This is a genomic window from Streptomyces sp. NRRL F-5122 (assembly GCF_001507435.1).
Lineage (GTDB): Bacteria > Actinomycetota > Actinomycetes > Streptomycetales > Streptomycetaceae > Streptomyces > Streptomyces lannensis.
The window spans coordinates 238,004-252,578 of sequence record NZ_LMWH01000266.1; the positions used below are offsets into that span (position 1 = coordinate 238,004).

General features: G+C 69.2%; 10 protein-coding genes. 6 read left to right on the plus strand and 4 right to left on the minus strand.

Features of this window, described 5'->3' with window-relative positions; translation table 11 throughout:
* Nucleotides 1–198: 198 nt before the first annotated feature.
* The 6 genes from ADL25_RS36570 (at nt 199) to ADL25_RS36595 (ending at nt 8,662) form a co-directional block, all read left to right on the plus strand.
* Nucleotides 199–1,398, plus strand: a complete 1,200-nt coding sequence (locus ADL25_RS36570) for an ROK family transcriptional regulator (RefSeq protein WP_059132204.1) — start codon at nt 199–201, stop codon at nt 1,396–1,398.
* Between the two features lie 133 nt (nt 1,399–1,531).
* The gene (locus tag ADL25_RS36575) at nt 1,532–2,632 is read left to right on the plus strand and encodes a substrate-binding domain-containing protein (protein ID WP_059132205.1); all 1,101 of its coding nucleotides are present in this window, start codon (nt 1,532–1,534) and stop codon (nt 2,630–2,632) included.
* Nucleotides 2,633–2,823: 191 nt separating this feature from the next.
* Nucleotides 2,824–3,615: an ATP-binding cassette domain-containing protein gene (locus tag ADL25_RS36580; protein ID WP_059132206.1), complete on the plus strand. Its 792-nt coding sequence runs from the start codon at nt 2,824–2,826 to the stop codon at nt 3,613–3,615.
* Nucleotides 3,612–4,904, plus strand: a complete 1,293-nt coding sequence (locus tag ADL25_RS36585; RefSeq protein WP_059132207.1) for a sugar ABC transporter permease — start codon at nt 3,612–3,614, stop codon at nt 4,902–4,904. The genes ADL25_RS36580 and ADL25_RS36585 overlap by 4 nt, the downstream gene beginning before the upstream one ends.
* Before the next feature lie 178 nt (nt 4,905–5,082).
* On the plus strand, nt 5,083–7,020 hold the full coding sequence (dxs, locus tag ADL25_RS36590; protein ID WP_059132208.1) for a 1-deoxy-D-xylulose-5-phosphate synthase: 1,938 nt from the start codon (nt 5,083–5,085) through the stop codon (nt 7,018–7,020).
* Nucleotides 7,021–7,165: 145 nt separating this feature from the next.
* Nucleotides 7,166–8,662, plus strand: coding sequence for an amino acid permease (locus tag ADL25_RS36595; RefSeq protein WP_059132209.1), 1,497 nt, complete (start codon nt 7,166–7,168; stop codon nt 8,660–8,662).
* Nucleotides 8,663–8,735: 73 nt separating this feature from the next.
* On the opposite strand, the gene ADL25_RS36600 is transcribed toward ADL25_RS36595, so the two are convergent.
* From ADL25_RS36600 to ADL25_RS36615, 4 genes are all read right to left on the minus strand, one after another.
* The gene (locus ADL25_RS36600; RefSeq protein ID WP_059132210.1) at nt 8,736–10,241 is read right to left on the minus strand and encodes a cryptochrome/photolyase family protein; all 1,506 of its coding nucleotides are present in this window, start codon (nt 10,239–10,241) and stop codon (nt 8,736–8,738) included.
* Between the two features lie 451 nt (nt 10,242–10,692).
* Nucleotides 10,693–11,097 (minus strand): hypothetical protein, encoded by a 405-nt coding sequence (locus tag ADL25_RS36605; RefSeq protein ID WP_059132211.1) that lies wholly within the window; start codon nt 11,095–11,097, stop codon nt 10,693–10,695.
* 119 nt (nt 11,098–11,216) lie between these two features.
* Nucleotides 11,217–13,346 (minus strand): 3-hydroxyacyl-CoA dehydrogenase NAD-binding domain-containing protein, encoded by a 2,130-nt coding sequence (locus ADL25_RS36610; protein WP_059132212.1) that lies wholly within the window; start codon nt 13,344–13,346, stop codon nt 11,217–11,219.
* Nucleotides 13,343–14,560, minus strand: a complete 1,218-nt coding sequence (locus ADL25_RS36615; protein WP_059132213.1) for a thiolase family protein — start codon at nt 14,558–14,560, stop codon at nt 13,343–13,345. Before ADL25_RS36615 ends, ADL25_RS36610 begins: the two co-directional genes overlap by 4 nt.
* Between the last annotated feature and the right edge of the window lie 15 nt (nt 14,561–14,575).

The following is a 14,575-nucleotide window of genomic DNA, read 5'->3' on the forward strand; positions in this document are numbered from 1 at the left end:
CCCCCACCCCGGGGGCGGCGTCGGCATGCGTGCCCCGAAGATCCGTACGCGTGTTTGAGGATCGGATCCGTGCGCGTCCACAGACCCGGATGTAGTTCAACCTCTTGACGGGAGGCAACCCGAACGGCTCAGCTTAGAGTTCACTAGTTGGACATAGGCGGGGCCTCATCGAGGCGGCCCCGTGCTCAGGAGGTCGTCGTGGAGACTCCGGGGTCGCAGTCATCGCTGCACCGGGCCAACCTGGAGCGGGTCGTGCGTGCCGTGCGGCTGGCAGGATCCCTCACGCAGGCGGAGATCGCGAGGACGACGGGTCTGTCCGCGGCAACGGTCTCCAACATCGTTCGGGAACTCAAGGACGGCGGAACCGTCGAGGTCACGCCCACGTCGTCGGGCGGTCGCAGGGCCCGCAGCGTCTCCCTCAGCGGTGACGCCGGCATCGTCATCGGCGTCGACTTCGGGCACACGCATTTGCGCGTCGCGATCGGAAACCTCGCCCACCAGGTGCTCGCCGAGGAGGCCGAGCCCCTCGATGTGGACGCCTCCGCCGACCAGGGCTTCGACCGGGCGGAACGGCTGGTCAGCAGGCTGATCGAGGCGACCGGGGTGGACCGGGCCAAGATCGCGGGAGTGGGCCTCGGCGTGCCGGGCCCCATCGACGTGGAGTCGGGCACGCTCGGCTCCACCGCCATCCTGCCGGGCTGGACCGGCGCCAAGCCCGCCGAGGAGCTGCGGGGGCGGCTCGGCGTGCCGGTGCACGTGGACAACGACGCCAACCTCGGCGCCCTCGGAGAGCTCGTCTGGGGCAGCGGCAGAGGGGTCAAGGACCTGGCGTACATCAAGGTCGCGAGCGGTGTCGGCGCCGGCCTTGTGATCGACGGCACGATCTACCGCGGGCCCGGCGGCACGGCCGGGGAGATCGGGCACATCACCCTCGACGAGTCCGGGCCGGTCTGCCGCTGCGGCAACCGCGGCTGCCTGGAGACGTTCGCGGCGGCGCGGTACGTGCTGCCGCTGCTCCAGCCCAGCCACGGCTCCGATCTGACCATGGAGGGCGTGGTCAGGCTGGCGCGCGACGGAGATCCGGGCTGCCGTCGGGTGGTCGCCGACGTCGGGCGTCACATCGGCAGCGGAGTCGCCAATCTCTGCAATCTGCTGAACCCGAGCCGAGTGGTGCTCGGCGGCGATCTCGCCGAGGCCGGTGAGCTGGTTCTCGGGCCCATCAGGGAGTCGGTCGGGCGGTACGCGATCCCCAGCGCCGCACGCCAGCTCTCGGTGTTGCCGGGTGCTCTCGGAGGCCGTGCCGAGGTGCTCGGGGCGCTCGCTCTGGCCCTCAGCGAGATGGGCGATTCGACCCTTTTGGATGGGTCGCTTCCCGCGGTAACCCCTGCCTTCACTTAGAGAACGGATGGCACCGTTGCCATCTCGTTAAGGATTTACTTCTTGACGTCGCACGTGTGGCCGAGTTGACTTCCAGCCACCTCGGCCGCAACGACGCGGCCTCGTCAGGGAGGTTTCTGAAGTGAACACGCGTATGCGTCGTGCGGCCTTCGCCGTTGCTGCTGGTGCCATGACCGTTGCGCTGGCCGCATGTGGCAGCGCCAAGGAGTCGGGTGGCGACTCCTCCTCGTCGTCCCCGAGTGCCAAGAAGGGCGACGCCATCAAGGTGGGTCTGCTTCTCCCCGAGAACCAGACCGCCCGTTACGAGAAGTTCGACCGCCCCTTGATCGAGAAGAAGGTCAAGGAGCTCACGAACGGCAAGGGCGAGATCGTCTACGCCAACGCCAAGCAGGACGCCAGCCTGCAGAACCAGCAGGTCGACACGATGATCACGAACAAGGTCAACGTGCTGATCGTGGACGCGGTGGACTCCGCGGCCATCAAGAACTCGGTCCAGAAGGCCAAGGACGCCGGTATCCCGGTCGTGGCCTACGACCGCCTGGCCCAGGGCCCGATCAGCGCCTACACCTCGTTCGACAACGAGACCGTCGGCAAGACGCAGGGTGAGGCGCTCCTCACCGCGCTCGGCTCCAAGGCCAAGTCCGGCAAGATCGTCATGATGAACGGCTCCGTCACCGACCCGAACGCCGCGCAGTTCAAGAAGGGCGCCCACGAGGTGCTCGACGGCAAGGTGAACGTCGGCAAGGAGTACGACACCAAGGACTGGAAGCCGGAGAACGCCAACGCCAACATGGAGGGCGCCATCTCCGCCCTCGGCAAGAAGAACATCATCGGCGTCTACTCCGCCAACGACGGCATGGCCGGCGGTATCATCACCGCCCTGAAGGCCGCCGGCATCAAGGTCCCGGTCACCGGCCAGGACGCGGAGCTCGCGGGTGTGCAGCGCATCGTCGCCGGTGAGCAGTACATGAGCGTCTACAAGCCGTACGCCCCCGAGGCCGACGCCGCCGCCGAGATGGCCGTCGCCCTCGCCCAGGGCGAGACGCTCGACTCGATCGCCAAGGACAAGGTCGACAGCCCGACCACCAAGCAGGTCCCGTCGGTCCTCGTCCCGGTCCAGTCGCTGACCGCCGACAAGATCAACGACACCGTCATCAAGGACGGCGTCTACACGGTCGCGGACATCTGCACCGCCCAGTACAAGGCGGCCTGCGACAAGCTCGGCCTGAAGTAACCGGCCGACCGTCCTGGTCCCGGGGGGAATCCGGGGGAATAAACAACCCTTGACTCCCCTTCAGGACTGGCGGACGAAGGCTCCTCCGGCGCCCCGCATTCACCAGCCCCGCAAGCTCGTTGCGGGGCGCCGGACGGAACATTCCCCACAAACTTCTGCACAACCTCCCGCCGGGTCAGGCGGCGAAGGAGATGGTTCACGTGTCCGCTACGCCCGTGCTGGCGTTGCGCGGGGTCTCCAAGCGGTTCGGTGCCGTTCAGGCGCTCACCGACGTAGAGCTTGAGGTCCACGCCGGTGAGGTGGTCGCCCTGGTGGGCGACAACGGCGCCGGAAAGTCCACGCTGGTCAAGACGATCGCTGGCGTGCACCCCATCGATGAAGGTGTCATCGAATGGGAAGGCAAGTCCGTAACGATCAACAGGCCGCACGACGCCCAGAACCTGGGCATCGCGACGGTGTACCAGGACCTCGCGCTTGCCGACAACATCGACGTCGTCGGCAACCTGTACCTGGGCCGGGAGGTCCGCCGGTACGGCATCCTGGACGAGGTCGAGATGGAACGCCGCTCGCGCGAGCTGCTGACCACGCTGTCGATCCGTATCCCCAGCGTCCGTATCCCGATCGCCTCGCTCTCCGGCGGCCAGCGCCAGACGGTGGCCATCGCCCGTTCGATGCTCGGTGAGCCGAAGCTCGTCATCCTCGACGAGCCCACCGCCGCCCTCGGCGTCGAGCAGACCGCCCAGGTCCTCGACCTGGTCGAGCGACTGCGCGAGCGCGGTCTCGCCGTGATCCTCATCAGCCACAACATGGCCGACGTGAAGGCTGTCGCCGACAAGGTGGCGGTGCTGCGTCTGGGGCGCAACAACGGCGTCTTCGAGGTCAAGACGACCTCGCAGGAAGAGATCATCTCCGCCATCACCGGTGCCACGGACAACGCCGTGACCCGTCGTGCGGCGCGCAGCACTGGGGAGATCAAGAAGTGAGCATCGACAAGACTTCCGCGTCTCCCGAGGACCACGTCGTGGAGAACCCTGACGCGGCCCCCCAGGCCGTCACCGCCGTCGACCCCCGACTGCTGGTGCGCGAACAGGGATTCAAGGGCTACATCACCGAGTTCAAGCGCAAGATCAAGGCCGGAGACCTGGGCGCGATCCCGGTCGTCATCGGCCTGGCAATCATCTGGATCATCTTCCAGAGCCTGAACTCCAACTTCCTGACCGCGGGCAACCTGTCCGACATCTCCGTCGCCATGGTCGGCACGGGCATGATCGCCGTCGGTATCGTCTTCGTGCTGCTGCTCGGCGAGATCGACCTGTCGGTCGGCTCGGTCAGTGGTGTCGCCGGTGCCGCCTTCGCGGTGCTGACGGTCACCCACGGCATGTCGGCGTGGCTGGCGTTCGTCCTGGCCATCCTGACGGGCACGGTCGCCGGTGCGATCCACGGCTTCGTCTTCGCGAAGATCGGCGTGCCCGCGTTCGCCGTCACGCTGGCCGGTCTGCTGTTCTGGAACGGCTTCATGCTCCAGATCCTGGGCGACAGCGGCACCATCAACCTGGACAGCGAGGGCCTTGTCGCCAAGCTGACCAGCTACTACTTCACCGACGTGGCCGCCGCCTACGGGCTCGCCCTCGCGGTGACGGTGCTCTACTTCCTCAGCTCGTTCTTCGGCAACCGTCGCCGTGAGGCCGCCGGCGTGCCGTCCCGCCCGCTGAGCGAGACCATCCTGCGCACGGTGCTGCTGGCGATCCTCTCGTTCGTCGTGGCGGCCGTCTACAACCAGTACAAGGGCCTGCCGCTGGCGGTCGTGATCTTCATCGCCGTGCTGCTGATCACGGACTTCGTCCTGCGCCGTACCCGGTACGGCCGGATGATCTTCGCCCTCGGTGGCAGCGTCGAGGCCTCCCGGCGTGCCGGTATCAACGTGGAGATGGTCCGGATCTCGGTCTTCGCGATCTCGGGCACCTTCGCCGCGATCGGCGGTCTGTTCATCGCCTCGAAGATCGCCTCCGCCAACCAGGGCGCCGGTGCCGGTGACCTGCTGATGAACGCGATCGCCGCGGCGGTGATCGGTGGTACCTCGCTGTTCGGTGGCCGCGGGCGCACGTGGAACGCGCTCCTCGGTGTGCTGGTCATCGTCTCGATCCAGTACGGCCTCGCCCTCGAGGGCATCGCCTCGCCGGTCCAGTACATGATCACCGGTGGTGTTCTGCTGGCGACCGTCGTCATCGACGCCATCACGCGCAAGACGCAGAAGACGGCCGGCCGCGCCTGACGCCCCGGCTCCGTCGCGAACCGTGCCCGGCACCGACCACGGTGCCGGGCACGGTTGTGTGCGGCCGAATGTGTGGCAAGGAAGGCCGGGGCCGCCGGTGATCCGCACAGGCGGAAGATTAGACTCGACGGGCCCGGCGAAAGCTCGCTCGTCACAGCTCTACTGCAAGGAGGCACGGGTGCCGCTGCTGACCCGCATCAGGGGACCGCGCGATCTGGACCGGCTCAGCCTGGAAGAGCTGGACCAGCTTGCAGAGGAGATCCGGACCTTCCTCGTCGACGCCGTCTCCAAGACCGGCGGCCACCTCGGCCCCAACCTCGGTGTGGTCGAGCTCACCATCGCGCTGCACCGCGTCTTCGACTCACCCAAGGACAGGGTCCTCTTCGACACCGGCCACCAGGGTTACGTCCACAAGCTGCTCACCGGCCGTCAGGACTTCTCGAAGCTGCGCGCCAAGGGCGGCCTGTCCGGCTACCCCTCGCGCGCCGAGTCCGACCACGACGTCATCGAGAACTCGCACGCGTCGACGGTCCTCGGCTGGGCCGACGGCCTCGCCAAGGCCAACGAACTGCTGCAGCGCGACAGCCACGTCGTCGCCGTCATCGGCGACGGTGCCCTCACCGGCGGTATGGCCTGGGAGGCGCTCAACAACATCGCGGACGCCAAGGACCGCCCGCTGGTCATCGTCGTGAACGACAACGAGCGCTCGTACTCCCCGACGATCGGCGGTCTCGCCAACCACCTGGCCACCCTGCGCATCACCGACGGCTACGAGAAGTTCCTCGCCCGCACCCGGGAGGTGCTGGAGCGTACACCCGTCGTCGGCAAGCCCCTCTACGAGACGCTGCACGGCGCCAAGAAGGGCCTGAAGGACTTCATCGCCCCGCAGGGCATGTTCGAGGACCTGGGTCTGAAGTACGTCGGTCCGATCGACGGCCACAACATCGAGGCGCTGGAGTCCGCGCTGGCCCGCGCCAAGCGGTTCGGCGGCCCGGTCATCGTGCACTGCCTCACCGAGAAGGGCCGCGGCTACAAGCCCGCCGAGCAGGACGAGGCCGACCGCTTCCACGGCATCGGGCCCATCCACCCCGACACCGGTCTGCCCATCAAGGCGGCGGCCGCCAGCTGGACCTCCGTCTTCGGCGACGAGATGGTCAGGCTCGGCCGCGAGCGCGACGACATCGTCGCCATCACCGCGGCGATGCTCCATCCCGTGGGCCTGAAGAAGTTCGCGGACGCCTTCCCGAACCGGATCTACGACGTCGGTATCGCCGAGCAGCACGGCGCGGTCTCAGCCGCCGGTCTCGCCACCGGCGGACTGCACCCGGTCTTCGCCGTGTACGCGACCTTCCTCAACCGCGCCTTCGACCAGGTCCTCATGGACGTCGCCCTGCACAAGTGCGGTGTGACGTTCGTGCTGGACCGCGCCGGTGTCACCGGCGACGACGGCGCCTCGCACAACGGCATGTGGGACATGTCGATGCTCCAGGTCGTCCCGGGCCTGAGGATCGCCGCGCCGCGCGATGCCGAGCAGTTGCGCGCCCAGCTGCGTGAGGCCGTCGACGTCGACGACGCGCCCACCGTGCTGCGCTACTCCAAGGGCGTCGTCGGACCGGCCGTACCGGCGGTCGGCATGGTCGGCGGCATGGACGTCCTGCGCAAGGCCGACGTGCCCGTGCCGGACGTGCTGCTGGTCTCCGTCGGTGCGCTGGCGCCCATGTGCCTGGAGATCGCGGACCTCCTCGACAAGCAGGGCATCTCCACCACGGTCGTCGACCCGCGCTGGGTCAAGCCCGTCGACGAGGCGCTGGTCCCGCTTGCCGAGCGGCACCGCGTGGTCGTCACCGTCGAGGACAACTCGCGCGTCGGCGGTGTCGGTTCGGCGATCGCGCAGGCCCTGCGCGACGGCGGAGTCGATGTGCCACTGCGCGACTTCGGCATCCCGCCGCGCTTCCTCGACCACGCCTCCCGCAAGGAGGTCCTGGCGGAGATCGGCCTGACCGCGCCGGACATCGCCCGTCAGGTCACCGGGGTCGTCGCCAAACTCGACGGCGGGCGCTTCGACCGCCCGGGTGCCCCGCAGGCCGTGGACCCGGTCGAGACGGCACGCGACTGACGCGACCGCATGGTCCGCCCGGGCCGGCTTCGGATCCTTTACGGTGGCGAAGCCGGCCCGTCAGCGTGAACTCCCGCACGCCGGGGCATACGCACTTACGCCCCCTCTCGATCATGTCGAGGACGCCGAGCGCGGGAGGTAAGCCGTGAGTCGCACCCTCTTCCGGACGAAGAACGTCGAGCAGTCGATCCGGGACACGGAGCAACCCGATCACGCGCTCAAGAAAACCCTCTCCGCCCTGGATCTGACCGTGTTCGGCGTCGGTGTCGTCATTGGCACCGGCATCTTCGTGCTGACCGGAAAGGTCGCCAAGGAGAACGCGGGGCCGGCCGTCTCCCTGGCCTTCGTGGTCGCCGGTGTGGTCTGCGCGCTCGCCGCGCTCTGCTACGCGGAGTTCGCCTCGACGGTCCCCGTCGCGGGTTCCGCGTACACGTTCTCGTACGCGACACTCGGCGAATTGCCGGCCTGGATCATCGGCTGGGACCTGGTCCTGGAGTTCACGCTGGGCACGGCGGTGGTCGCCGTCGGCTGGTCCGGATACATCCGCTCCCTGCTGGACAACGGGGGCTGGCACCTGCCCGACTATCTCGGCGGCCGGGACGGGGCGCACGGCTTCGGCTTCGACATCCTGGCCGCCGCGCTGATCCTGGTGCTCACCGCCATCCTCGTGGTCGGTGTGAAGCTCTCGGCCCGGGTGACCCAGCTGGTGGTCGCCATCAAGGTCGCCGTGGTGCTGATCGTGATCGTGGCGGGTGCCTTCTTCGTCACCGGCTCCAACTACAAGCCGTTCGTTCCGAAGGCGCAGCCGGTGGAGGCGGCCGGCTCCCTGCACGCACCACTGATCCAGCTGATGTTCGGCTGGGCGCCCTCCAACTTCGGTGTGATGGGCATCTTCACCGCGGCGTCCGTGGTCTTCTTCGCCTTCATCGGCTTCGACATCGTGGCGACCACGGCCGAGGAGACGAGGAACCCGCAGCGCGACATGCCGCGTGGCATCCTCGGCTCCCTCCTGATCTGCACGGTGCTGTACGTGGGGGTGTCCATCGTCGTCACGGGAATGGAGCACTACAGCAGGCTGTCCGTGGACGCCCCGCTCGCCGACGCCTTCAAGGCCATCGGGCATCCCTGGTTCGCGGGTGTGATCAGCTTCGGCGCCGCCGTCGGCCTGACCACCGTCTGCATGATCCTGCTGCTCGGCCAGACCCGGGTCTTCTTCGCGATGAGCAGGGACGGGCTGCTGCCCCGCTTCTTCTCGCACGTCCATCCCCGGTTCAAGACCCCGCACCGGCCGACCGTCCTGCTCGGTGTGATCATCGCCGTCGTTGCGGGCTTCACCAGCCTCAGCGAACTCGCCGAACTGGTGAACATCGGCACGCTCTTCGCCTTCATCGTGGTGGCCGTCGGCGTGATCGTCCTGCGCAGGACCCGCCCCGACCTGCCCCGGGCCTTCCGTACTCCGTTCGTCCCCGTGGTGCCGATCCTGTCGGTGTGCGCCTCGCTGTGGCTGATGCTGAACCTGCCCGCGGAGACCTGGCTGCGGTTCGCCGTCTGGCTGGTCGTCGGCTTCCTCATCTACTTCCTCTACGGCCGTTCGCACAGCCGTCTCGCCGACCGGCGGGAGAAGCAGCCGGCAGGACGGTGAGGGGGCCGTGTGACGACGGGCCCGCAGGACGCGTGGACGGGTGCGGGCCGGGACGGCGGACCGCGGGGTTCCGTCAGGGTGGGTCCTGGCCGCGATTCCGTTCCTGGTGCAGGAGTTCGTCGAGGTCGCCGAGGCGGTCCAGGCCCCGGAGCGCCTGTGCCATCCGCCCGTTGCCCGCCAGCCGGGACCGGTGCCGGTGCAGGAAGGCCCAGTACCCGGCCGTGTAAGGACAGGCCCGCTCACCCACACGCTCCGTCGGCCGGTAGGCGCAGCCGCCGCACAGGTCGCTCATGCGGTTCACATAGGCGCCTGCGGAGGTGTACGGCTTGGTGGTCATCCGCCCGCCGTCGGCGTACTGGGACATCCCGACGACATTGGGCAGCATCACCCAGTCGTAGCCGTCGACGAAGCTGCGGTGGAACCAGTCCGTCACCGCCCGCGGGTCGAAACCGCGCTGTAGGGCGTGGCTTCCGAGCAGCATCAGCCGGGGGATGTGGTGTGTCCAGCCGGTGTCGCGCACCTGTGCCAGCGCCGTGGCGAGACATCGTGCGGTCACGGCGTCGGCGTCCAGTTCGAGGAACCAGTCGGGCAGTGGCGCGTGGTGGTGCAGGGCGTTGCTGTGGCGGTAGTCGTCGCCGAAGTACCAGTAGAGCTGCCAGACGTACTCGCGCCACCCGGCGATCTGCCGGACGAACCCCTCCACACTGTTGATGGGTGCCCGCCCGGACCTCCAGGCGTCCTCCGCGCCCTCGACGCACTCGGCGGGGTGCAGCAGGCCGAGGTTGAGCGATGACGACAGCAGGCTGTGACTCATCACGGGGTCGGCGCCCAGCATCGCGTCCTCGTGGGGCCCGAAGCCGGCGAGCCGGTGCTCGAGGAACCGCCGCAGTGCGGCCAGTGCCTCACGCCGGGAGGCCGGGAACCGTCGTGGGCCGTCCCGCCCGACGAAGGCCACCAGGCCGTCGCGTTCCCAGCGGTCCAGGTCGTGCCGCACCTCCTCGTCGACGGTGTTCTCCCGAGGCCGGTACGGCGCCGGTGCACCGAGGGTCCGCGCGCCCCTGGGCGGGGGCTCGCGGTTGTGGTGGTCGTGGTTCCAGCGTCCGCCCGCGGGGGCGTCACCGTCCATCAACAGGTGACGGTCGCGCCTCACCCAGCGGTAGAAGTCCTCCTGACGCAGGCTCCGGCCGCCGTGACCGTCGGCCCAGGCGCGGAAGTCCGCGTGCGGCAGGAGGAAACCGCGGGCGGGCAGGACGGTGACGGCGTCGAGGGACCGGACCAGACGCAGGGCCGCGTGAGAGGTGGGGTGGTGCACCGTCACGGGACCTTCGCCGACGGCCGCGAGCAGCCCTTCCCGATAGGTGTCGCAGCGGATGTACCGCACCCGGTCGCCGAGTTCGGCGGCCCGGTGCCGCATCGCGGACAGGATCAGATGGGCTTTCGCACGGTGGAATCGCCGCCGGCGGAAGACGGAACGGGCCTCGATCATCACCACCGGCGCGTCACGGTCGAGCCCTTCGGCGCCGGCGGTGAGGAAGTGGGGTCCGAGCTGGTCGCCGAAGAGCCAGTGGGCAGTGGCCATACGAGCGCGTCGCCTCCATCTTCTCGGCGGTGGTCGTCAGGACGGGGGAGCCGGTGCGACACCCCGGGGCGAACGGGCGGTGTTCGTGCGGCAGTCGCCGAAGCCATGCCGGCTCCACGGAGCAGCACGTTGCGCCAGTACGACAACTGACGTCATTTTTGCCAATAAAGTACCCGTTTTTTCCTCGCCGGGCCGCGGATGCGTCCGGAGGCCGATGGCCGGACCGGTGGCCGTCGGGAGTGTGCGCGGTGCGGGGGACGCTGGTGCCAGGGCCTGCCCTTTGGATCATGTCGGCGTCGCGGGGCGTGGCACGCGCGTCTGCCGCGTTGTCGTCGGTTGCCGCGGCTCCGCGTCGTCGCCCTCCTCCGCCCTGCAGCCGCACGCACCTCGCCCGCTCGGGTCGATCGAACGGCGCGGTCTCTCCCAGCCGACCTGATCCAGACGACAGACCCTAGCCGCGGTCCGCCCGCGGCTCCCCGTCGCGCACCGTGCGCGGGCCGGTGACCTGGGCGCCCAGTTCCGTCACGCGGCGGCGCAGCTCACGGTCCGCCGTGACGACCAGGACGGCACGGTCCCCGGCCTCGGCGACCAGCTCGACGATGCGGTCGTCCCCGCTGTGGGGTGCCGACACCACCCGTACCCCGGGCACGGAGTCCACCCCGCGGGCCGCACCCTCGACCACGAGCACCAGCTCCACGGGTCCCGAAAGATCTGGGAGCCCCTCGTCGGCGTAGCGCACGATCCCGTCGCGCAGCCGCTCCGCGGCACCGCGCCGGTCCCGCCACCAGCCGTCGGGAACGGAGCCGACGACGTTGGCGGCGTCGACGACCACGAGCGGGAGGTTCTCCTCGTCCATGGGGCCAGGGTCGCACGACCACCGTGCCGGACGCGCCGGCCGGTGCATGCGAGAGGGCCTCCGCCCGTCGGGCGGAGGCCCTCTTCACATCCCTACGACGCTGGTCGCCCGCCCGTCCGTCACGCCGGGACCGAGGCGACGCCCGCGCTCAGGAAGCGCTTGCCGTTCACCCGCTCGGAGACGCCCTCACGGTCCAGGTACGGGGTGAGGCCGCCCAGGTGGAAGGGCCAGCCGGCGCCGGTGATCAGGCACAGGTCGATGTCCTGGGCCTCGGCGACGACGTTCTCGTCGAGCATCAGGCCGATCTCCTGGGCCACGGCGTCCAGAACGCGGGCACGGACCTGCTCCTCCGTCAGGACCGTGTCGCCCTGCACGAGGAGCGCGGAGACCTCCGGGTCCAGCTCCGGCTTGCCGCTGTCGTAGACGTAGAAGCCGCGCTTGCCCGCCCCGACGACCGCCTTGAGGTTCGGGGAGACCTTGAAGCGGTCGGGGAAGGCCCGGTTGAGGGTCTCCGAGACGTGCAGGCCGATGGCCGGACCGACGAGCTCGAGAAGGACCAGCGGGGACATCGGCAGGCCGAGGGGCTCCACCGCCTTCTCCGCCACCTCGACCGGGGTGCCCTCGTCGATGACGTTCTGGATCTCGCCCATGAAGCGGGTGAGGATGCGGTTGACGACGAACGCCGGGGCGTCCTTGACCAGAACCGCCGTCTTCTTCAGCTTCTTGGCCACCGCGAAGGCGGTCGCCAGCGAGGCGTCGTCCGTCTGCTCGCCGCGCACGATCTCGAGGAGCGGCAGGATCGCGACCGGGTTGAAGAAGTGGAAGCCGACGACCCGCTCGGGGTGCTGCAGCTTCGAGGCCATCTCCGACACCGACAGGGAGGAGGTGTTGGTGGCGAGGATCGCGTGGGCCGGGGCGACCGCCTCGACCTCGGCGAACACCTTCTGCTTGACCGACATCTCCTCGAACACGGCCTCGATGATGAAGTCCGCGTCCGCGAAGCCCTCGGCCTTGTCCAGGACACCGGACACAAGGGCCTTGAGCCGGTTGGCCTTGTCCTGGTGGATCCGGCCCTTGCCGAGCAGCTTGTCGATCTCGGCGTGGACGTAGCCCACGCCCTTGTCGACGCGCTCCTGGTCGATGTCCGTGAGGACGACCGGGACCTCCAGGCGGCGCAGGAACAGCAGGGCCAGCTGAGAGGCCATCAGACCGGCGCCGACGACGCCGACCTTGGTGACCGGGCGGGCCAGGTTCTTGTCCGGGGCGCCGGCCGGGCGCTTGCCGCGCTTCTGGACGAGGTTGAAGGCATAGATGCCCGCACGCAGCTCGCCGCCCATGATCAGGTCGGCGAGGGCCTGGTCCTCGGCGTCGTAGCCCTGCTGCAGGTCACCGTTCTTCGCCGCGGCGATGATGTCCAGCGCGCGGTACGCGGCCGGGGCCGCGCCGTGCACCTTGCCGTCGGCGATGAAGCGGCCCTTGGCGACGGCCTGGTCCCAGGCCTCGCCGCGGTCGATCGCCGGCCGCTCGATCCGGATCTCGCCCTTGAGGACGGCCGCCGTCCAGATCAGCGACTGCTCCAGGAAGTCCGCGCCCTCGAAGATGGCGTCGGCGATGCCGAGCTCGTGGACCTGCGCGCCCTTGAGCTGCTTGTTCTGGTTGAGCGAGTTCTCGATGATCACCGAGACGGCCTTGTCCGCGCCGATCAGGTTCGGCAGCAGGGTGCAGCCGCCCCAGCCGGGGACCAGACCCAGGAACACCTCGGGGAGAGAGAACGCCGGGAGGGCCGTGGACACCGTGCGGTAGGTGCAGTGCAGGCCGACCTCGACGCCGCCGCCCATCGCCGCGCCGTTGTAGTAGGCGAAGGTCGGGACGGCGAGGTTCGACAGGCGCTTGAACACCTCGTGGCCGCCCTTGCCGATGGCCAGCGCGTCCTCGTGCCGCTTCAGCAGCTCGACGCCCTTGAGGTCGGCGCCGACCGCGAAGATGAACGGCTTGCCCGTGACGCCGACACCGACGATCTCGCCGTCCGCGGCCTCCTTCTCGACCTGGTCGATCGCGGTGTCGAGGTTCGCGAGCGACTTCGGCCCGAAGGTGGTCGGCTTGGTGTGGTCCAAGCCGTTGTCCAGGGTGATCAGGGCGAAACGGCCCGCGCCCTGAGGCAGGTCGAAGTGTCGTACGTGCGCCTGGGTGACGACCTCGTCCGGGAACAGCTCGGCCGCGCCCTTCAACAGTTCGGCAGTGGTGCTCACTTGTCCCCCTCGAAGTGCGGGTTCTCCCAGATGACGGTCGCGCCCATGCCGAAGCCGACGCACATGGTGGTCAGGCCGTAGCGGACGTGCGGCTGCTCCTCGAACTGCCGGGCCAGCTGCGTCATCAGACGGACGCCGGAGGAGGCGAGCGGGTGGCCGAAGGCGATGGCACCGCCGTACTGGTTGACGCGCTCGTCGTCGTCCGCGACGCCGTAGTGGTCGAGGAAGGCCAGGACCTGGACGGCGAAGGCCTCGTTGATCTCGAACAGGCCGATGTCGGAGATGGACAGGCCCGCCTTGGCGAGGGCCTTCTCGGTGGCCGGGATCGGGCCGTAGCCCATGACCTCGGGCTCCACGCCCGCGAAAGCGTAGGAGACCAGGCGCATCCTGACCGGCAGGTCGTTCTCGCGGGCGAAGTCCTCGGACGCGATGATCGAGGCGGTGGCGCCGTCGTTCAGACCGGCCGCGTTGCCCGCGGTGACCCTGCCGTGCACGCGGAACGGAGTCTTGAGGCTCGCCAGGTTCTCCAGGGTGGTGCCCGGGCGCATCGGCTCGTCCGCCGTGACCAGACCCCAGCCGGTTTCCCCGCTCTCGGGGTTCGTGCGACGCACGGAGATCGGCACCAGGTCCTGCTGGATCTTGCCGTTGGCGTACGCCTTGGCGGCCCGCTCCTGCGAGCGCACCGCGTACTCGTCGGCGCGCAGCTTGGTGATGTGCGGGTAGCGGTCGTGCAGGTTCTCCGCGGTCATGCCCATGAAGAGGGCGGACTCGTCGACCAGCTTCTCGCTCACGAAGCGCGGGTTCGGGTCCACGCCCTCGCCCATCGGGTGGCGGCCCATGTGCTCGACACCGCCGGCGATGACGGCGTCGTAGGCGCCGAAGGCGATCGATCCGGCCGTCGTCGTCACGGCCGTCAGCGCGCCCGCGCACATGCGGTCGATGGAGTAGCCGGGGACGGACTGGGGGAGACCGGCCAGGATGCCGGCCGTGCGGCCGAGCGTCAGGCCCTGGTCACCGATCTGCGTGGTCGCGGCGATGGCGACCTCGTCGATCTTCTTCGGGTCGAGACCCGGGTTGCGGCGCAGCAGCTCCCGGATCGCCTTCACGACGAGATCGTCGGCGCGGGTCTCGTGGTAGATGCCCTTCGGGCCCGCCTTGCCGAACGGGGTACGGACGCCGTCGACGAAGACGACGTCCCTGACGGTACGAGGCACGATGGCTCTCCTCCA